The sequence below is a fragment of the Microbacterium sp. M1A1_1b genome (assembly GCF_053345565.1).
This window is the reverse complement of record NZ_JBKFAJ010000002.1, coordinates 347031-366494: the sequence shown is the minus strand read 5'-3', so window position 1 is coordinate 366494 and position 19464 is coordinate 347031. Positions and strand designations below refer to the sequence as shown.

General features: G+C 70.8%; 15 protein-coding genes. 10 read left to right on the top strand and 5 right to left on the bottom strand.

What is annotated here, in order from left to right; translation table 11 throughout:
- Nucleotides 1-16 precede the first annotated feature (16 nt).
- The 4 genes from ACLBWP_RS06315 to ACLBWP_RS06300 all read right to left on the bottom strand — a co-directional run bounded on the left by ACLBWP_RS06315 (nucleotide 17) and on the right by ACLBWP_RS06300 (nucleotide 3907).
- Nucleotides 17-1033: an NADP-dependent oxidoreductase gene (locus ACLBWP_RS06315; RefSeq protein ID WP_447654842.1), complete on the bottom strand. Its 1017-nt coding sequence runs from the start codon at nucleotides 1031-1033 to the stop codon at nucleotides 17-19.
- 170 nt (nucleotides 1034-1203) lie between these two features.
- Nucleotides 1204-2139 (bottom strand): metallophosphoesterase, encoded by a 936-nt coding sequence (locus tag ACLBWP_RS06310; RefSeq protein ID WP_447654523.1) that lies wholly within the window; start codon nucleotides 2137-2139, stop codon nucleotides 1204-1206.
- An 86-nt stretch (nucleotides 2140-2225) separates the two neighbouring features.
- Nucleotides 2226-2588, bottom strand: coding sequence for an L-rhamnose mutarotase (locus tag ACLBWP_RS06305; RefSeq protein WP_447654522.1), 363 nt, complete (start codon nucleotides 2586-2588; stop codon nucleotides 2226-2228).
- A complete protein-coding gene (locus tag ACLBWP_RS06300; RefSeq protein WP_447654521.1) occupies nucleotides 2585-3907 on the bottom strand; it encodes an MFS transporter in 1323 nt (440 codons plus the stop codon). The genes ACLBWP_RS06305 and ACLBWP_RS06300 overlap by 4 nt, the downstream gene beginning before the upstream one ends.
- A 357-nt stretch (nucleotides 3908-4264) precedes the next feature.
- Here ACLBWP_RS06300 and ACLBWP_RS06295 point away from each other — a divergent pair, with 357 nt between their 5' ends.
- From ACLBWP_RS06295 to ACLBWP_RS06250, 10 genes are all read left to right on the top strand, one after another.
- A complete protein-coding gene (locus tag ACLBWP_RS06295) occupies nucleotides 4265-5275 on the top strand; it encodes a LacI family DNA-binding transcriptional regulator (RefSeq protein ID WP_243563084.1) in 1011 nt (336 codons plus the stop codon).
- Nucleotides 5276-5320: 45 nt separating this feature from the next.
- Nucleotides 5321-6421, top strand: coding sequence for a LacI family DNA-binding transcriptional regulator (locus ACLBWP_RS06290; protein WP_243563083.1), 1101 nt, complete (start codon nucleotides 5321-5323; stop codon nucleotides 6419-6421).
- A 480-nt stretch (nucleotides 6422-6901) separates the two neighbouring features.
- Complete coding sequence (locus tag ACLBWP_RS06285; protein WP_447654520.1) at nucleotides 6902-8227, top strand: ABC transporter substrate-binding protein; 1326 nt, start codon at nucleotides 6902-6904, stop codon at nucleotides 8225-8227.
- A gap of 80 nt (nucleotides 8228-8307) precedes the next feature.
- Nucleotides 8308-9162, top strand: coding sequence for a carbohydrate ABC transporter permease (locus ACLBWP_RS06280; RefSeq protein ID WP_243563191.1), 855 nt, complete (start codon nucleotides 8308-8310; stop codon nucleotides 9160-9162).
- Between the two features lie 71 nt (nucleotides 9163-9233).
- Complete coding sequence (locus tag ACLBWP_RS06275) at nucleotides 9234-10037, top strand: carbohydrate ABC transporter permease (RefSeq protein ID WP_447654841.1); 804 nt, start codon at nucleotides 9234-9236, stop codon at nucleotides 10035-10037.
- Between the two features lie 13 nt (nucleotides 10038-10050).
- Nucleotides 10051-12363, top strand: a complete 2313-nt coding sequence (locus ACLBWP_RS06270; RefSeq protein ID WP_447654519.1) for a family 78 glycoside hydrolase catalytic domain — start codon at nucleotides 10051-10053, stop codon at nucleotides 12361-12363.
- 203 nt (nucleotides 12364-12566) lie between these two features.
- The gene (gene rhaI, locus ACLBWP_RS06265) at nucleotides 12567-13739 is read left to right on the top strand and encodes an L-rhamnose isomerase (protein WP_447654518.1); all 1173 of its coding nucleotides are present in this window, start codon (nucleotides 12567-12569) and stop codon (nucleotides 13737-13739) included.
- A 35-nt stretch (nucleotides 13740-13774) separates the two neighbouring features.
- Nucleotides 13775-15862, top strand: a complete 2088-nt coding sequence (locus ACLBWP_RS06260; protein ID WP_447654517.1) for a bifunctional aldolase/short-chain dehydrogenase — start codon at nucleotides 13775-13777, stop codon at nucleotides 15860-15862.
- Nucleotides 15863-15867: 5 nt separating this feature from the next.
- Nucleotides 15868-17334 (top strand): rhamnulokinase, encoded by a 1467-nt coding sequence (locus tag ACLBWP_RS06255; RefSeq protein ID WP_447654516.1) that lies wholly within the window; start codon nucleotides 15868-15870, stop codon nucleotides 17332-17334.
- 86 nt (nucleotides 17335-17420) lie between these two features.
- Nucleotides 17421-18656 (top strand): alpha-hydroxy acid oxidase, encoded by a 1236-nt coding sequence (locus tag ACLBWP_RS06250; protein ID WP_447654840.1) that lies wholly within the window; start codon nucleotides 17421-17423, stop codon nucleotides 18654-18656.
- 135 nt (nucleotides 18657-18791) lie between these two features.
- Here the strand turns inward: ACLBWP_RS06250 and ACLBWP_RS06245 are convergent, their stop codons facing one another.
- Nucleotides 18792-19445 (bottom strand): hypothetical protein, encoded by a 654-nt coding sequence (locus ACLBWP_RS06245; RefSeq protein WP_447654515.1) that lies wholly within the window; start codon nucleotides 19443-19445, stop codon nucleotides 18792-18794.
- Nucleotides 19446-19464: the final 19 nt, after the last annotated feature.

Here is a 19464-nt window from a genome sequence, read left to right as displayed (position 1 = left end):
GTCGTCGTGTGTGGCGCTACTCGGCCGCGGGCCGGGCGGGCGCGCCGCTCGACACGGGGTCGCGCAGGTCGCGGGACTTCTCCGACTTGTACCAGTGCAGGCGCGCACCGGTCTCGACAGGCTGCATGCCGACCACGACCTTGCCGCGCGAGTGCATCTCGGCCAGGTCCTCGTAGGCGTCGACGATGTACTCGAAGGGGTAGTACCCGGAGATGATGAACTGCACCTTGTGCCGCTGCACCAGGTCGCCGAGCGTGGTCAGCATCTCCATGGCCTCGTGGTCGTCGCCGGGAGCGCGCAGGAACCGGACCTCGAGCTCGCCCCGCTCCTGGCTCGTGACGAAGCGCTTGTCGTCGATCCCCAGGCGACGGGCGAGCTCGTTGTTCTCGCCGTGCTCGCGGTTGTCGATGAAGGCCGTGATGGGGCGACCGTCGGCGATCTCGCGGATCCGGTCCTCTTCCCCTTCGCCGTAGGCCACGGGCAGCACGCCGATCTGCCGGAGCGCGTCGTGGTTGCGGGGGCTGCAGAGGCCGATGACCGTCGCGCCCGCCTCCTTGGCGAGCTGGCACTCGATGTGCCCGACGCCGCCGGCCGCCGCGCTGATCACGACGGTGTCCTGCGGGCCGAGCCGCAGCGAGCGCACGACACTGAGCGCGGTGCATCCCGCCAGGTACAGGCTGCCGGCGACCTCGAAGCTCATCGTCGACGGCTTCTTGACGGCGGCGCTGCGGGGCACGGTCACCCACGTCGCGTGCGAGCCACCGTGCGGTGCGTGCCCCATGACCTCGTCGCCGACCTTGAGGTCGCGGACGTCGGACCCGCGTGCGGCGACGACGCCGGCGAAGTCGACGCCCTGTCGCGCCGGGAACTCGAGCTGGATGGAGTCCTGCAGGCGCCCTTCACGCAGGAACCGCTCGATGTGGTTGAGGCCCGCGACGGAGACCTCGACGACGATCTCGTCCGGGCCGGGCTTCGGTCGCTCCTGGGGGACGACCTCGACGACGTCGAACCCGCCGTAGCGGGCGTACTGCACTGCGTTGCCGGTTCGCATGGCTCACTCCTGTCAGACCTTGTTGCACCCTGATACTCGCGCCGCCGGGCGACCGCCCGCGCGTCCCGGGGACTTCCCAGAGGGTCGCGACGTGCCCGTGGTCGCCACGTCCGTCCTGGAGGCCCGGTGCCCGCCCGCCACGCACGTCGCGGTCAGCGCGGGCCCACCGCCTGGATGATGCGTGCGACGGCCTGGGCGTCGTGGTGCACCGCGACCGTTCCGTCCGCCGGGGTGCGGACGTGCACGGGGGTCGACCACACCGTGCCGTCCTCGGCCAGGTCGACCACCAGCGCCCCCGTGCCGACGTGGGCGGTCTCGGTGCCGTAGGGGCCGGTGAGGTCGGTGTCGTTCGCGACCCCCGGCGCGACGAGCACCGGCACGCCACCGATGCTGCCCGCGAAGGGGTGGTGGTAGTGGCCGGCCAGGACGACCCGCACGTCGGAGCCCCGGATGGCATCGGCCAGGTCCTCGGGGTCCTGCAGCCGGAGCGCCTCGTGCAGTGCCGTCGGGGCGGGCAGCGGGGGGTGGTGCAGGACGACGACGGTGCCACGGGCGGCACCGGCCTCGCCCGCGTCGTTCGCGTCGCTCGCCAGGGCCGTCCGCAGCCGGTCGAGCGACTCGTCCGTGAGCAGTCCGTAGCCGGCGCCGGGCACGCTGGTGTCGAGCGTCACGATGCGCCGACCGGCGACGAGTGACTGCCCCCACACCGGCACCGTCGGCGGGTGGTGCTCCATCGTGTGCATCAGCGGGCGGCCGCCCTCGCCCAGGACGTGCCCGTTCGCCAGCACCTGTCGGAAGCCCGCGCGCTGGTCGTGGTTGCCCGGCACGGTGACGAGCGCGGCACCGTGCCGGGTCGCCCATCCCCCGACGCGGTCGAGCAGGGCCGTGTACGAGTCGGGCGAGCCGTCCTCGGACAGGTCGCCGGACACGACGACCAGCCCGATGCCCGGCACCTCGTCGAGTCGTGCGAGCAGGGCGTCGAGCGCGGCCGTGGTGTCGACCGTGCCCTGGTGCAGCGCTCCGTCCCCCGTCAGGTGGGTGTCGGACAGGTGCAGGATGCGGAGCGTGCCGGGCTGAGGTGTCTGCATGCGGCCCACGGTAGCCAGCAGCCCGATCAGCCGGCTGAACCGTCGACCGGGTCGTCAGCCGACCGGGCCGTCCTTCGACCGCGCCGTCAGTCCGCTGCCGCTGCGAGCTGGTCCTCGAGGTGGAACACCTCGGGCAGCACCCGCGCGGTCTGGTCTGCCCGGCCGGTGGCACCGTCGAACAGGTCCTGCATGTGCTCCTCCCACGCCGTCGCGACCTCGCTGGCAGCCAGCGACGCATCGGCGTCGGCGACCGAGTCGGTCTCGTAGTACCCGATCAGCAGGCCGTCCTCGTCGAGGAACAGCGAGTAGTTGCGTCGGCCCGCCGCCGCGATGGCCCGGAGCATCGCGGGCCAGACCGCAGCGTGCCGCTCGCGGTACGCGTCCATGTGTTCCGCGGCCACCTGCAGCCGGAAGCAGACGCGCGTGACGTGATCCGGGCCTCCCGTCATGACCGGGTCGCCGGCTCGTCCACGGTCCGGACGGTCCCGGACCTGCTCGTCACCGTGCCGTACCGCTCGGCCTCGATGTCGTCGAGGGAACGGCCACGGGTCGACGGCGCCCAGATCGTGCCGACCAGGAACGACAGCGCGAGCAGGCCCAGGATGAGTCCGCCGAGCGCCTGCAGACCGATGCCGTTCAGCAGCAGCGGGAACCAGATGCTCAGGAGACCGACCATGACCCGCGCTGCCAGGAACAGGACGCCCTGCGCGCTGGCCCGGTACCGCGTGGCGAAGAGCTCGCTCGTCCAGAGGCCGTAGAACGCCTGCGCGCCGATGCCCGACGAGATCCCCCACGCGATCGCGAAGAACAGCAGGGTGCCGAGGTTGGCGGGCGCGTAGATCAGGACGGCCCACGCGACGATCGCCAGCGCGGCCCCGATGGCGTAGAGCACGCGGCGGCTCATCCGGTCGGCGAAGCGCATGAACCCGAAGTACGTCGCGGCGACGGTGCAGCCCCACACCAGGATCTGCAGTCCGTACTGCTCGGTGGTGCTCGTGACGCCCGTGGCCGAGTACACGCGCGGCTGGAAGATGCCGGCCTGTCCGGCGACGGTGTTCCAGAGCGCGTAGACGCCGAACAGGAACAGCATCGCGGTCAGGTTGACCTTGCGGCTGAACAGCTGCGTGATGCCGTGGAAGAAGTTCGCGGTGCCGGTCGCCGCTCGCTCGTCCTTCCAGATCGTGGACTCGGGCAGGCCGCGACGGAGCCACCACACGATCGCCGCGACCACGAACAGGTGGGCGAAGATCAGCCGGCTGCCGAGCAGGCCGAGGGGCGCGGCGGCGATCGCCAGCGCGAACCCGACCATCGGGCCGATCGACCACGCCAGCTGCGCCGTACCGACGTGGGCGGCGCGCTTGTCGGCAGGCGCCTGCTCGGCGATGTACGTCCAGCTCGCGGGCACCCCTGCTCCGACGGCGATGCCGGTCAGGATGAACCCGACGAGCAGCATGCCGTAGCTGCCGGCGAAGACCGCCAGCAGGATGCCGAGCATGTAGAGCAGCAGGTCGTACGTGTAGATGAACTTCCGGCCGTAGCGATCGCAGAGCGGACCGCCGACGATCGCACCCGCTGCCGCGCCGAAGGCGTTGGCCGACAGGCTCGCGAGCAGCCCGACCTGCAGGTCCCCGATGTGGAACTGCGCCTGCCACAGGCTCAGACTCGTGGCGATCGCGATGATCGACCCGGACTCGATGTAGTTCGACATCGCCACCGAGACGGTGGCCTTCCAGCCGGTGGTGTTGCTGGCTCCGATACGGACCGCCATTGGTCCTCCGTTCGTGCGTGTTCGTCAGTGAATCGTTTCAACGGTGCTGCGAGGACGATACGCGCCCGCCGCGCGCGTCGCAAGCGGCGGTCCCGTGCGCCCGCCCGGGTGGTGCGAGGTTGCGCGGCCCGTGCCGGGCAACAACCGCGCACCGGGCCACCAGTCGCGCACGGACGAGCAAGCTCGCACGGTGCTCAGCTCGTCGACCCCGCACCGGGGCGGCACCCTCGCACGGTGCTCGAGCCGGGGACCCCGCGCGGCGCCGTCGACCCCGCACGGTGCGCGATGGCGGGGCCCACGCCGCGCCGGGACCCACCCCACGACCGCGGAACCACGTCGGGATGTCAGGATGACGGCATGACGGTGAGCGTTCGGGAGGTCGCAGCACTCGCCGGCGTGTCCCTCGGAACCGTGTCGAACGTGCTGAACCGCCCCGAGAAGGTGGCTCCTGCGACGGTCGAGCGCGTGCAGAGCGCCATCGCCGAACTCGGGTTCGTCCGCAACGACTCCGCTCGCCAGCTCCGCGCCGGACGCAGCTCGACCGTGGGGCTCATCGTGCTCGACGGCGGCAACCCGTTCTTCACCGACGTCGCGCGGGGGGCCGAGGACGCCGCGATGTCCAAGGGTCTGGCGGTGCTCATCGGGAACTCGGACGAGTCCACCGACCGCGAACGCATGTACGTCGACCTGTTCGAGGAGCGCCGGGTCGCCGGGCTGCTGATCTCCCCCGCCGGCGACGACCTCGCCCGACTCGCCCGACTGCGCGACCAGGGGACCGCCGTCGTGCTGGTCGACCGGCGCGCGGACGACGAACACTTCTCGTCGGTGTCGGTCGACGACGTCGCCGGGGGACGGATCGCCGTCGAACACCTGCTCGCCATCGGCCGACGCCGGATCGCCTACGTCGGCGGCCCGTTCGGCATCCGGCAGGTCGTCGACCGTCACGCCGGGGCACTCGCCGCCGCGATGGCCGCGGGGGCCACGCTCGAGGTGCTCACGACGACCTCGCTGTCGGTGCTCGAGGGCCGACGCGTCGGCGAAGCACTGCAGCGTCGTCCGGCGTCCGAGCGTCCCGACGCCGTGTTCGCCGCGAACGACCTGCTCGCCGTGGGGCTGGAACAGGCGTTCATCATGCGCGGCTCCGTCGCTGTACCGGACGAGATCGCCATCGTCGGGTACGACGACATCGCGTTCGCCGAGGCCGCCGTCGTGCCGCTCACGAGCGTGCGGCAGCCGGCGCAGGACCTCGGGCGGCAGGCGATCGAGCTGCTCGTGCGCCAGGTCGAACACGGCCAGGACGTCGAGCTGGAGCGCGTCGAGTTCACGCCGGAGCTGGTCGTGCGCCAGTCCACCGTCCGCGACCGCTGAGACCGGGCGACCGGACCGGGTCGACGGTCCATCTACGATCGAGGCATGGTGCAGCCCCCTCGTCGTGACGGGCCGCCGAGCGTGCACCACGTCGCTGCGCAGGCGGGCGTCTCCCTGGCCACCGTGTCGAACGTCCTGAACCACCCCGAACGTGTGCGCGAGGCCACCGCCGCCCGGGTCCACGCCGCCATCGCCGCCCTCGGCTACACCCCGAACCGGAACGCCAGGGCCCTGGTCTCCGGCAGCACACGGTCGATCGGCCTGGTGGTCTCCTCGTTGCAGAACTCCCTGTTCAGCGACCTGTTGAACGGAGCGCAGCTCGCTGCCCGCGCACGGGACTTCACGCTGCTCATCGCCAGCAGCGAGAACGACCTGCAGGCCCAGGGCGACCACCTGGCCTACCTCGAGAGCACCCGCACCTCGGGCGTCCTGCTGGCGACGATGCAGGAGTCCCGTGACCAGGTCGAACGCACCCGCCGCCACGGCCACCCGGTGGTCTACGTCAACTACGAGCCGACCGAGGTCGACGCCTGCTCGGTGGTCGTCGACAACGAGCAGGCCGGGTACATCGCCACCGAGCACCTCATCGAGCGCGGCTCGCGGCGCGTCGGCTTCGTCAGCGCCCGACCCGACCTGCAGCCCGTGTCCCGTCGACGGGCCGGGGTCCTGCGGGCGATCGCCGCGCATCCCGGAGTCACCCTGGTCGACGTCGATGCCGGCGAGATCGACCCACCGGGCGGCACCGACGCCGGCGCTCGGATCGCCCGGATGCCCGCGGACGAGCGCCCGGACGGGGTGCTGGGCGTGACGGACCTGCTCGCGATGGCCGTCGTCACCGAGCTGCGCGCCGCCGGCATCCGTGTCCCCGAGGACATCCCGGTCTCCGGCTGCGACCACAACTCCATCGCGTGGGGCGGGGCCGTCCCGCTGACGTCGGTGACGATGCACGGCGCGGACATGGGCCGGGTCGCGGTCGACCTGCTGCTGGCCGAGCTGACGGATCCGCCCGGGGAGCACGTGCACCGCACGGTCGTCCTCGGCAGCGAGCTCGTGCCGCGCGAGAGCACCCTCGGACGCCAGGCAGCGGCGGCGCACCGTGCTCGGCTGGCCGCGACTCCGACGGATCCCCGGCGTTCCGAGCCCTGACGTCAGACCGGTGACCGCGCCGGGTCACAGCACAAGCTCGCACCGTGCGCACTGCGGCGCTCCGTGTGCCGCTCGCACCGTGCGCGGTTGGCGCCCGGTGCGAGGTTCGCGGGGTGGTGCGAAGTTGTTCCCCCGCACGGGGCCGCCAACCTCGCACCAGCGGCGGACCTCGCACCGGCGGCAGACCTCGCACCGTGCGCACGCGCACCAGCGGCAGACCTCGCACCGTGCGCGCGCGCACCAGCGCGCCACCCACCGGACGGGAGGCTCGTGGTGGCCTGGCACCGAGCCTCCCGTCCGGTGGAGCGCGCGTCGCGCGCCGTCTGCAACGAATCGGACTCGGTGATTGACACGCTTCAATCCGCATGGTTCCATTCCGATTGAAACGTTCTAAACAGCATGACCGGCCACCACGACGACGCGGTGACCGGGTCCGTTTCCACCCGGGTCCCCATCCCCGGGCCTTACGAGGAGGTAAGGATGTCAGCACGTTCCCTGACCACGCGGCTGCTCGCCATCGGCGGCGCCACGGTCCTGATCGGCGGCCTGGCCGCGTGTTCGTCGGGCGGCTCCGCCGACACCGGCAGCAGCGGCGGCAAGGTCCAGATCACCTACCAGGCGGACAACTCGCCGGCCACCGCGGCCACCGCGAAGCCACTCATCGCGGCCTTCGAGAAGGCCAACCCGAACGTCACCGTCAAGTTCGACACCCGTCCGCAGGGCACCGAGGGCGACAACCTGGTGAAGACCCAGCTGTCGACCGGCGAGATGGCCGACGTGTTCAACTACAACTCGGGCTCACTGATGCAGGCGCTCAACCCGGACAACACGCTCGTCGACCTGTCCGACCAGAGCTGGGCGAAGGACGTCGACAAGCAGTTCACGAAGGTCGTCAGCACCGACAAGGGCGTGTACGGCGCCCCGTTCGGCACGAGCTTCGGTGGCGGCGTGATGTACAACAAGAAGGTCTACGCCGACCTGGGCCTGAGCATCCCGACCACGTGGGACGAGTTCATCGCCAACAGCGAGAAGATCAAGGACGCCGGCAAGGTCGCACCGATCGTGCAGACCTACGGCGACACCTGGACCAGCCAGCTGTTCGTGCTCGGTGACTTCGCGAACATCTCCGCGCAGCAGGCCGACTGGGCGACGAAGTACACCGCCCACAAGGAGTCCTACGCGAAGGACCCGGCGTTCGCCGGCTTCGAGCACCTGGCCGAGGTCAAGGACAAGGACCTGGTCAACGAGGACGACGCGTCGGCGACCCAGGCGAACGGCCTGAAGATGCTGGCCGACGGCACCGGGGCGCAGTACCCGATGCTGACGAACGCGATCTCGACGCTGCAGCAGGACAGCCCGGACGCGGTGAACGACATCGGGGTGTTCCCGCTGCCGGCCGACACCGCCTCGGACACCCGGCTGACGATCTGGGAGCCGAACGGCCTGTACATCCCGAAGACCTCGACGGGTGACAAGCTGGCGGCGGCGAAGAAGTTCATCGCGTTCGCCAACTCGTCGGACGGCTGCAAGGTGCAGAACGACACCGGCGCCCCCGCCGGCCCGTACGTCATCAGCTCGTGCAAACTGCCCTCCTCGGTCCCCACGATCGCGACCGACGTGCAGCAGTACCTGACCGACGGCAAGGCCACGCCGGCGCTCGAGTTCCTGTCGCCCATCAAGGGACCGAACCTCGAGAAGATCTGCGTGCAGGTCGGCTCCGGGATCACCACCGCAGCGGTCGGTGCCAAGCAGTACGACCAGGACGTCGTGCAGCAGGCCCAGCAGCTCGGCATCAAGGGCTGGTGACGGCGGTGACCGCGACGCTCACGACGGCGGTGGCCCCGCCGCAGACGACGAAGTCCGGGCCGGGTCCGGCTCGCGGGAAGATGCGTTCGTTCTACCCCGCGTGGTTCTTCATCCCCGCGATCGCGCTGTACGTCGTGTTCTTCGCGGTCCCGACCTTCGCCGGGTTCTACTTCTCGCTCACACGCTGGACGCTGTTCGACCAGACCTTCATCGGCTTCGACAACTTCGCCCGGTTCTTCCAGGACCCGCAACTCGTCTCTGGGTTCATCCACACGTTCGAGTACGGGTTCGTGACGAGCGCGGCGAAGGTGGTCCTCGGACTCGCCCTCGCCCTGCTCCTCACGTCCCCGGTGCTCGGCCGCGGGTACCTGCGCGCGGTCGTGTTCTTCCCGGTGCTGGTGTCGACCATCGGCATCGGCATCACGTTCAAGGCGCTGCTCGACCCCTTCCACGGGATCGTGAACGGCCTGCTGGGATCGGTCGGCCTGCCCACCCCGGGCTGGTTGACCGACCCCGCCCTGGCACTCTGGAGCGTCGCCGCGGTCGACATCTGGAAGGGCGTCGGCATCGCGACGCTCATCTTCATCGCCGGCATCGTCGCCATCCCGCAGGAGTACTTCGAAGCGGCCCGGGTCGACGGCGCAAGCGCGTGGACGATCTTCCGGAACATCACGCTGCCGCTGTCCCGCCCCGCGATGGGCACCGTCATCATCCTGTCGCTCATCGGCGGCCTGCGGTCGTTCGACCTGATCTGGGCGATGACCGGCGGCGGACCGGGGTTCACGAGCGACGTCATCGCGAGTGTGATCTACAAGCAGTACCAGGCGGGCTTCTACGGCCTGTCGACCGCCGGCAACGTGGTCCTGTTCGTCGTCGTGACGGCGATCATGGTCCCGGTGTCGTGGCTGCTGAACCGGAAGGAGCCGGAACTGTGACCGCTGTCAGCACCCCGCGTCGGACGGCCACACCGCGCCGGCGACGCCCCGACACGACCCGCAAGTGGGTCATCGGCATCATCGCCATCGTCGTCAGCTTCGTGGTGTTCCTGGTCCCCTTCGTGTTCGTCCTGCTGCAGGCGGCGAAGTCCCCGGCCGAGGCGAACCAGCTCGGCTTCACGCTGCCGACGAAGTGGCAGCTGTGGCAGAACCTGCAGGCGGTGTTCCAGAGCGGCGAGTCCGGCATCGTCCGGGCGTTCCTGAACAGCGCCGTGCTGACCGTCGGCAGCGTCGTGATCATGGTCGTGTTCTCGGCGATGGTCGGGTACGTGCTGCAGCGACGACCGGGACGGTGGAACGGGGTCATCAACTTCTTCGTCCTGGCCGGCCTGATCGTGCCGCCCGCGATCGTCCCGACGATCTGGGTGCTGCAGGGACTCAACCTGTTCAAGACGATGGGCGGCATGATCCTGATCGAGGCCACCTTCGGGCTGTCGTTCTGCATCCTGCTGTTCCGCGCGTTCGTCGCGACCATCCCGAAGGAGCTCGACGAGGCCGCGGTCCTGGACGGCGCCGGCCCGATCCGGCTGTTCTTCGGGGTCGTCCTGCCGCTGCTCAAGCCGGTCATCATCACGGTCGTGCTGGTGCAGTCGGTCGCGGTGTTCAACGACTTCGCCAACCCGCTGTACTTCCTGCCGGGGTCCGAGAACGCCACCGTGCAGCAGACGCTGTACGCGTTCCAGAGCCAGTCGGTCAGCCAGCTCAACCTGCTGTTCACCGACGTGCTGCTCATCACGATCCCGCCGCTCGTGCTGTACATCTTCTTCCAACGCCAGATCGTCGCCGGCATGACCAGCGGCGCCGTCAAGGGCTGAAAGGCAACCACACATGACCACCTGGACCGCATCGTTCATCGCGGCGGACGACGACACCGACCGCGACTCCGCACCGATCCTGCGCCGCGAGTTCACCCTCGACGACGGCCACGGCGCCGTCACCCGGGCGACGCTCGACGTCAGCGCGCTCGGCGTCGTCGAGGCCTGGCTCGGGGGGCAGCGCGTCTCGGACCACCTGCTCGAACCGGGGTGGACGAGCTACGAGTGGCGCATCCGCGTCGCCTCGCACGACGTCCTGTCCCACCTCGGCAGCACGGCTCCCGGCGACGCAGCCGTCCTGGCGCTCGTGATCGGACGGGGCTGGGCAGCCGGACGTCTGGCCTGGGGCGGCGGTGGCGGCTGGTACACGGACGAGCGTGCCGGGTTCGCCGAGCTCCGCATCACGTTCGCGGACGGCCACCAGCAGGTCGTCGGCACCGACACCGACTGGCAGGCACTGTCGAGCGCCATCACCGCCGACCAGCTGTACGACGGGCAGGACATCGACGCCCGTCTGCGCGACGGGTCGTTCCTGCAGCCCGGGCCGGTCACGCTGCCGAGCGTCGACGGGCACCGGGGCCGCACCAGCGCCGTGCACACCGTCGACATCGGCGAGCGTGCGCTGGTCGCCGACACCGTGCCGCCCGTCCGACCGCTCGCCGAGATCACTCCGGTGGACGTCTGGACGAGCCCGTCCGGCGCCACCCTGGTCGACTTCGGCGTGAACCTGGTCGGGTGGCTCCGGGTGGTCGCATCCGGCCTCGCGGGCACGGTCCTGACGATCACGCACGCCGAGGTGCTCGAGCACGACGAGCTCGGCACCCGCCCGCTGCGCACCGCGAAGGCCACGGACCGCTTCACCCTGAGCGGCGGAGCAGACACCTTCGAGCCGCGCTTCACGTTCCACGGGTTCCGGTACGCGTCGGTCGACGGCTGGCCCGGCACGCTCGACGAACTGCAGACGGCACTGACCGCGGTGCAGGTCGGCAGCGACCTGACCCGGACGGGCACGTTCGAGTCCAGCCACGACCTGCTCAACACCTTCCACGACAACGTCGTGCGGGGCATGCAGGGTAACTTCCTCAGCGTGCCGACCGACTGCCCGCAGCGCGACGAACGCCTGGGGTGGACGGGCGACATCGCCGCCTTCGCCCCGACCGCGTCGTACCTGTTCGACACGCGGGCGTTCCTGGGCGACTGGCTGCGCGACCTGTCCCTCGAGCAGCAGCACAACCACGGGATCATCCCCTTCGTGGTGCCGGACGTGCTGAAGTACTCCCCCGCCGAGGACTTCGGCACCCCGGACGCCACCGCGATCTGGTCGGACGCCGGGGTCTGGGTGCCGTGGACGCTGTACCAGGCGTACGGCGACACCGCGGTGCTCGAGGAGCAGCTCGACTCGATGGTCGCGCACCTGCGTCGGGTCCGCGATCACCTGTCCCCCGAGGGGCTGTGGGACACGGTGTTCCAGTTCGGCGACTGGCTCGACCCGGACGCCCCGCCCGAGGACGCCGCCAAGGCCAAGGCCGACCCGGGCGTCGTCGCGACGGCGTGCGCGTACCGCAGCGCGACCCTGGTGGCCGAGGCGGCCCGTCTGACCGGCCACCCGGCCGAGGCGAGCGAGGCCGACGAGCTGGCCACGGGCCTCCAGGCCGCGTTCCGGCAGCACTACGTGACGGACGGTCGCATCCGTTCCGACTGCACCACCGTCTACGCCCTGGCGATCGTGTTCGGGATCCTGTCCGAGGACGACGAGCGCCGGGCCGGCGACCGCCTGGCGGAGCTGGCGGCGGCATCCGGGTACCGGATCTCGACCGGCTTCGCGGGCACGCCCTTCATCACCGATGCGCTGACGCAGACCGGGCACCTCGACGACGCGTACCAGCTGCTGCTGCAGACGGAGTGCCCCTCGTGGCTGTACCCGGTGACGATGGGCGCGACGACGGTCTGGGAGCGCTGGGACTCGATGCTGCCCGACGGCACCATCAACCCCGGCGAGATGACCTCGTTCAACCACTACGCACTCGGTGCCGTGGCGGACTGGATGCACCGTGTGGTGGGCGGCCTCGCCCCGTTGACGCCCGGGTACGAGTCGGTGCTCATCGCGCCGCAGCCCGGTGGTGGCCTGACGTGGGCGTCGACCTCGCTGGACAGCGTGCACGGGCGGATCGCGGTCCGGTGGGAGCTCGTCGACGGCGAACTCGTCGTGCAGACGACCGTGCCCGACGGCGTGACCGCCGTGGTGCGGCTGCCCGGCCTGGACGAGCAGCGCCTGTCGGGAGGCTCGCACGAGGTGCGCGCGCCGGCTGCGGTCCCCGCGGGGTAGCGCGGCGCCGCGCGCCGGTGGCCGCCGGCCGGCCCGCGGCGCGTTCGCACTACGGAAATCACCTCGCGCCACGGAACGACGTGGTTCGGCGTGACTTCGGTTGTGCGAACGCAGTCGGCACCACGGGACAGCACCGCCGCGCTTGCGAGCAGCTCCACCACGGACTACCGTATGAAACGATTCAATCACGAGGAAGTGACACGATGACATCAACCCCGAGCTTCGCCGGCATCGCCGAGCAGTTGGCCGCGCAACGGATCGAGCTGCCGAGCTGGGCCTTCGGCAACTCCGGCACCCGCTTCAAGGTGTTCAGCACGCCCGGCACCCCGCGCGACCCCTACGAGAAGATCGCCGACGCCGCGCAGGTGCACCGGTACACCGGGCTCGCCCCGACCGTGGCACTGCACATCCCGTGGGACCTGGTGGACGACTTCGCCGACCTCAAGCGCCACGCCGAAGAGCACGGCGTGCAGCTCGGCACGGTCAACTCGAACACGTTCCAGGACGACGACTACAAGTTCGGCGCCCTGACCCACGTGGACGAGACGATCCGGCAGAAGGCCATCGACCACCACCTGCGCTGCATCGACGTGATGGACGCCACGGGCAGCCGCGACCTGAAGATCTGGCTGGCCGAGGGCTCGAACTACCCCGGGCAAGAGGACATGCGCAGCCGTCAGGACCGCCTGCACGACTCCCTCAGCACGATCTACGACCGCCTGGGCCCCCAGCAGCGTCTGGTGCTGGAGTACAAGTTCTTCGAGCCGTCGTTCTACCACACCGACGTCCCGGACTGGGGCACCAGCTACGTGCAGACGGCGGCCCTGGGCGACAAGGCGATGGTCTGCCTGGACACCGGCCACCACGCCCCCGGCACGAACATCGAGTTCATCGTCATGCAGCTGCTGCGCCTCGGCAAGCTCGGCTCGTTCGACTTCAACTCGCGCTTCTACGCCGACGACGACCTGATCGTGGGCGCGGCCGACCCGTTCCAGCTGTTCCGGATCCTGGTCGAGGTGGTCCGCGGCGGCGGCTACGACAACCCCGACGTCGCGTTCATGCTCGACCAGTGCCACAACATCGAGGACAAGATCCCCGGGCAGATCCGCTCCGTGCTCAACGTGCAGGAGATGACCGCCCGCGCACTGCTGCTCGACCGCGTCGCCCTGACCGCTGCACAGGAATCGCACGACGTCCTCGGCGCCAACGAGGTCTTCATGGACGCGTACCAGACCGACGTCCGCGCGGACCTCGCCGCCTGGCGCGAGTCCCGCGGGCTCCCCGCGAACCCGATGCGCGCGTACCAGGAGTCCGGGTACCAGCGGCAGATCGCCGAGGACCGTGTCGGCGGCGTGCAGGCCGGCTGGGGCGCCTGACCGGCGCACGGAACGACGAAGGAACGCACAGCACCATGACCGACACCAGCCAGGAGGCCCGGGTGGACCCCGCACCGCAGCCCACGTCAGCACACGCCACCGTCAGTGCGCTCATCGCGCGCTCGAACGCGCTCGGCTCGGATCCGCGGATCACGAACTACGCCGGCGGCAACACCTCGGCGAAGGGCGCCGACACCGACCCGGTCACCGGCGAACCGGTGGAGCTGCTGTGGGTGAAGGGCTCCGGGGGCGACCTCGGCACGCTGACCCCGGCGGGCCTGGCGGTGCTGCGACTCGACCGGGTCCGAGCGCTCCGTGGCGTGTACGCGGGGGTCGAGCACGAGGACGACATGGTCGCCGCGTTCGACCACTGCCTGTTCGGTCGCGGTGGGGCTGCTCCGAGCATCGACACCGCGATGCACGCCCTGGTCGATGCCGCACACGTCGACCACCTGCACCCGGACGCCGGCATCGCGATCGCGACGGCAGCGGACGGACCGGCGCTGACGGAACGCATCTTCGGCGCGAAGGTCGTGTGGGTCCCCTGGCGCCGGCCGGGGTTCCAGCTGGGGCTCGACATCGCCGCCATCCAGCAGCAGCACCCCGAGGCGATCGGCACCATCCTGGGTGGCCACGGCATCACCGCGTGGGGTGACACGAGCGAGCAGGCCGAGGCGAACTCGCGCTGGATCATCGACACCGCCGAGGCGTACATCGCCCAGCACGGCACGGACCAGCCGTTCGGTCCCCCGCGCGCCGGCTTCGGTGCTCTGCCGACCGACGAACGACGTGCACGGGCGGCGGCCCTGGCACCGACGATCCGCGGCATCGCCGGCCACGACAAGCCCGTCGTCGGGCACTTCACGGACAGCGACGTCGTGCTCGACTTCCTGGCGAGCGAGAAGGCGCCCCAGCTGGCGGCCCTCGGCACGAGCTGCCCGGACCACTTCCTGCGCACGAAGGTGAAGCCCCTGCTGCTCGACCTGCCGACGACGGCCTCCGTCGAGGACCAGATCGCCCGGCTGCACGAGCTCCACCAGCAGTACCGCGAGGACTACCAGGCGTACTACGAGCGCCACGCGACGCCGGAGTCCCCCGCGATCCGCGGCGCCGACCCGCTCGTCGTGCTGGTCCCCGGCGTCGGCATGTTCTCGTACGGCAAGGATGCCCAGACCGCCCGCGTCGCCGGCGAGTTCTACGGCAACGCGGTCAACGTCATGCGCGGCGCCGAGTCGCTGAGCACCTACGCCCCCATCGACGAGGCCGAGAAGTTCCGCATCGAGTACTGGGCGCTCGAAGAGGCCAAGCTCCAGCGGATGCCCGTCCCGAAGCAGCTGGCCACGCGCATCGCGCTGGTGACGGGCGCTGCGAGCGGCATCGGCAAGGCGATCGCGAAGCGCCTGGCAGCCGAGGGTGCGGCGGTCGTCATCGCGGACCTCGACCTGCAGAAGGCGCAGGACGCGGCGGCCGAGATCGGCGGTCCGGACCAGGCGATCGGCGTCGCGGCGAACGTCACGAGCGCCGACGACATCGCCCGGGCGGTCCAAGAGACCCTGCTGCACTTCGGCGGGCTCGACCTGGTCGTCAACAACGCCGGGCTCTCACTCTCCAAGAGCCTGCTCGAGACCACCGAGCAGGACTGGGACCTGCAGCACGACGTCATGGCGAAGGGCTCGTTCCTGGTGTCGAAGGCCGCCGCGAAGGTCCTCATCGAGCAGGGCCTGGGCGGCGACATCGTGTACATCTCGAGCAAGAACTCCGTCTTCGCGGGCCCGAACAACATCGCCTACTCCGCCACCAAGGCCGACCAGGCCCACCAGGTGCGACTGCTGGCGGCCGAGCTCGGCGAACACGGCATCCGGGTCAACGGCATCAACCCCGACGGTGTCGTGCGCGGCTCGGGCATCTTCGCGTCCGGGTGGGGTGCGAACCGCGCGAAGACCTACGGCATCGACGAACAGGACCTCGGCGCGTTCTACGCCCAGCGCACGATCCTCAAGCGCGAGGTCGTGCCCGAGAACGTCGCCAACGCCGTGTACGCGATCTGCACGTCGGACTTCTCCCACACCACCGGGTTGCACGTGCCGGTCGACGCGGGCGTCGCGGCCGCGTTCCTGCGGTAGTCGCCGTGACGACCAGCGGCAGCGTGGCAGCGGTCGACCTCGGTGCCACGAGCGGCCGGGTCATCGTCGGGCACGTCGACAGCGACGGCGTGCGGACGGACCACGTCGCACGGTTCCCGAACGGCCCCGTGGCCCTGCACGAGCACGACCGTCAAGCCCTGCACTGGGACGTCGTCGAGCTGTACCGACAGGTGGTCGACGGCCTGCGCACGGCGTTCGGCCAGCACCACGACGTCGCCAGCATCGGCATCGACTCGTGGGCCGTCGACTACGGGCTGCTACGCGAGGGACGGCTGCTGGGCCTGCCATACCACTACCGCGACGAGCGGCACCAGCAGGGGGTCGCACCCGTGCACGCCGCGATCGACGCCGCCGCGCTGTACGCCCGCAACGGCCTGCAGCACCTGCCGTTCAACACGCTGTTCCAGTTCGCTGCCGACCCGCTGCTCCCCCTGGCCGACCGCGCACTGCTGGTCCCCGACCTGCTCGGGTACTGGCTGACCGGAGTCCAGGCTGCCGAGCGCACCAACGCGTCGACCACGGGGCTGTTGCACGCGACCACGCGTGGATGGGACCCGACGCTGCGGGCTGCGGCGGGCCTCCCGTCCGGTCTGCTGCCGGCGCTGCGTGACCCGGGCGACCAGCTCGGCCCCCTGCTCCCCGGCCTGCTCGAGACGTCGGCGCCGGTGACCCTGGTCGGCTCCCACGACACGGCGAGTGCCGTGGTCGCCGTGCCGGCGACCGAGCCGGACTTCGCCTACATCTCGTCCGGCACGTGGTCGCTCGTCGGTGTCGAGCTCGACGCGCCGGTGCTCACCGACGCGGCACGGCTGGCGAACTGCACGAACGAGGGCGGCGTCGACGGCCGCGTCCGGTTCCTGAAGAACGTGTCCGGACTGTGGCTGCTCTCCGAGAGCGTCCGCACCTGGGAGCGCGACGGCGACCGCGTCGACCTGGAGGCCCTGCTCGCCTCCGCCGCGGCCGTCACCGCGCCCGTGCCGGTGTTCGACGTCGCCGACGACTCCTTCACGCCCCCCGGGGACATGCCGACCCGGATCGCCGCGTGGTGCGACGCGCACGGCCTGAGTGCGCCCGCGACACCGGCGGAGTTCGTGCGGTCGATCCTCGAGTCGCTTGCCGCTGCCTACGCCGACACCGTGTCGACGATCGCGAGCGTCACGGGCAAGGACATCCGACAGGTGCACATCGTCGGCGGAGGGTCGCAGAACCGGCTGCTCTGCCAGCTGACGGCGGACCGGACCGGACTGCCGGTGCTCGCCGGTCCCGTCGAGGCCACCGCACTCGGCAACATCCTGGTGCAGGCTCGGGCTGCCGGGCTGGCCGGACTCGGCGGCGCCTCGCTCGAAGCGCTCCGCGCCGTGGTCGCGCGCACGGTCGAGCCGGTCCGCTACACCCCGACCACGACACGAACCGCCCACCGATCCACCCCGAGACGTAGGATGTCTGTATGACCTCGACCGACGACCAGCACCGCGTCGACCCCGCCACCGGGGCCCCGGCAGCGACCCCGGGGACACCGTCGACCCGGCGGACCCCCATGAAGCGGCAGCTGCCGACGGTGCACGACCTGGCGCCGCTCATGCAGTTCAAGAAGCCGGACCTGAACGCCCGGCGCCGTCGACTCGAGTCCGCGCTGACGATCTGGGACCTGCGGGACATCGCGGCCCGGCGCACACCCCGGGCCGCGTTCGACTACACCGAGGGTGCTGCCGAGGCCGAGATCTCGCTGGCCCGCGCACGCCAGGCGTTCGAGGACATCGAGTTCACGCCGGCGATCCTGCGTGACGTGTCGCAGGTGTCGACCTCACGAGACGTCCTCGGCGCGCCCGTGGCGTACCCGTTCGGCATCGCGCCGACCGGGTTCACGCGGATGATGCAGACCGAGGGCGAGCGTGCCGGAGCCCGGGCCGCGGGTCGCGCGGGCATCCCGTTCTCGCTGTCCACGATGGGCACCACCGCGATCGAGGACGTCCGCGACGCCAACCCCCACGGCCGCAACTGGTTCCAGCTGTACATGTGGAAGGACCGCGAGAAGTCGATGGCACTGGTCTCCCGCGCCGAGGCCGCCGGCTTCGACACGCTGCTGGTCACGGTCGACGTCCCCGTCGCCGGAGCCCGTCTCCGCGACAAGCGCAACGGGTTCTCGATCCCGCCCCAGCTGGGCGTGAAGACCATCGTGAACGCGATCCCCCGCCCGTGGTGGTGGTTCGACTTCCTGACCACCGAGCCCCTGGCGTTCGCCTCGCTCGACCGCTGGTCCGGCACCGTCGGCGAGCTCCTCGACCACATGTTCGACCCGACGGTCACGTACGAGGACCTGGCCTGGATCCGGTCGCAGTGGAAGGGCAAGGTCGTCGTCAAGGGCGTGCAGTCCCTGGCCGACGCCAAGCGCCTGACCGACATGGGCGTCGACGGCATCACCCTGTCGAACCACGGCGGACGGCAGCTCGACCGCGCGCCCGTCCCGTTCCACCTGCTGCCGTCGGTGGTCAAGGAGGTGGGCGCGGACACCGAGGTCCACCTGGACACGGGCATCATGTCCGGCGCCGACATCGTCGCCGCGGTGGCCCTCGGAGCGAAGTTCACCATGGTCGGGCGGGCGTACCTGTACGGGCTGATGGCGGGCGGCGAAGCCGGGGTCGACCGGATGATCCAGATCCTGTCCGAGCAGATCGAGCGCACGATGCGGCTGCTCGGGGTCGCGTCCCTCGACGAACTCGAGCCCGGCCACGTCACCCAGCTCGCGCGCCTGGCCCCGATCCCGCGTCCCTAGGCCGGGTGCCCGGCCGGTGCTCCGGCTCCCGGTGCTCCGGTTCCCGGTCCCCGGCCGCGGCGCGGCGGTCCTCGTCCGGGGCCGTGGCCGTGGCCGATCCGGTCGACGAACACCGCTGTTCGTGAACCGGATCGGTCAGCGGCGCTCGGCGGTGTCCGCTTCGGAACCGGTGGTCGTGCCGGTGGCCGAGGACGGGTCCGCGGTCATCGTCTGCTCTGGCAGGCTCCACCGAGCACCGGGTGTCGTTCGCGGCACGGCGTTCGGGGCCGTCGGCGACAGGGGCCGGCCGCGCAGCTCTGCGAGCATCACCGGAAGGGTCCGGAGGGCTCGTCGGGTCTCGAACGTCGTCCAGGCGAAGAAGCCGACGAACGCGACCACGAACAACCACCACACGGGCCCGCTCGTGACGGCAAGCCAGACGGCGAGCACCGTTGCCGAGCCGAACACGAGCGGACCGAGCCACCGGTTCCTGCGGGACTGCCGCTGCAGGCGTTCGAGCGACGGCACCCAGTTCGTGGGGTCGGCATCCGGCGGCACCGACCCGGTCTTCACCGAGCGCTGGATCCTGCTGAGTTCGGCGGCACCACCGGCGCGACGACGCAGCCGGGCGATCAACACGCCGAGGACTGCGGTCAGACCAGCGGCGTAGAACACCGCGCTCACGAGTCGTCCGACGAACCCCTCTCGCCCGCCAGTGGTGGCGAGGCCGATGACGAAGTACGCCCCTCCGGCGACCAGGAACATGACGGGCAGCAGCACGGGCAGTGGCAACCTGCGGAAACGGTCCATGAGACTCCCTCGATCTCCG

What these genes read in the sequence shown, in the direction of transcription:
- ACLBWP_RS06310 (WP_447654523.1), bottom strand. Translation starts at nt 2,139, where the DNA reads ATGCAGACACCTCAGCCCGGCACGCTCCGCATCCTGCACCTGTCCGAC.
- ACLBWP_RS06305 (WP_447654522.1), bottom strand. Translation starts at nt 2,588, where the DNA reads ATGACGGGAGGCCCGGATCACGTCACGCGCGTCTGCTTCCGGCTGCAG.
- ACLBWP_RS06300 (WP_447654521.1), bottom strand. Translation starts at nt 3,907, where the DNA reads ATGGCGGTCCGTATCGGAGCCAGCAACACCACCGGCTGGAAGGCCACC.
- ACLBWP_RS06295 (WP_243563084.1), top strand. Translation starts at nt 4,265, where the DNA reads ATGACGGTGAGCGTTCGGGAGGTCGCAGCACTCGCCGGCGTGTCCCTC.
- ACLBWP_RS06290 (WP_243563083.1), top strand. Translation starts at nt 5,321, where the DNA reads ATGGTGCAGCCCCCTCGTCGTGACGGGCCGCCGAGCGTGCACCACGTC.
- ACLBWP_RS06285 (WP_447654520.1), top strand. Translation starts at nt 6,902, where the DNA reads ATGTCAGCACGTTCCCTGACCACGCGGCTGCTCGCCATCGGCGGCGCC.
- ACLBWP_RS06280 (WP_243563191.1), top strand. Translation starts at nt 8,308, where the DNA reads ATGCGTTCGTTCTACCCCGCGTGGTTCTTCATCCCCGCGATCGCGCTG.
- ACLBWP_RS06270 (WP_447654519.1), top strand. Translation starts at nt 10,051, where the DNA reads ATGACCACCTGGACCGCATCGTTCATCGCGGCGGACGACGACACCGAC.
- rhaI (WP_447654518.1), top strand. Translation starts at nt 12,567, where the DNA reads ATGACATCAACCCCGAGCTTCGCCGGCATCGCCGAGCAGTTGGCCGCG.
- ACLBWP_RS06260 (WP_447654517.1), top strand. Translation starts at nt 13,775, where the DNA reads ATGACCGACACCAGCCAGGAGGCCCGGGTGGACCCCGCACCGCAGCCC.
- ACLBWP_RS06250 (WP_447654840.1), top strand. Translation starts at nt 17,421, where the DNA reads ATGAAGCGGCAGCTGCCGACGGTGCACGACCTGGCGCCGCTCATGCAG.
- ACLBWP_RS06245 (WP_447654515.1), bottom strand. Translation starts at nt 19,445, where the DNA reads ATGGACCGTTTCCGCAGGTTGCCACTGCCCGTGCTGCTGCCCGTCATG.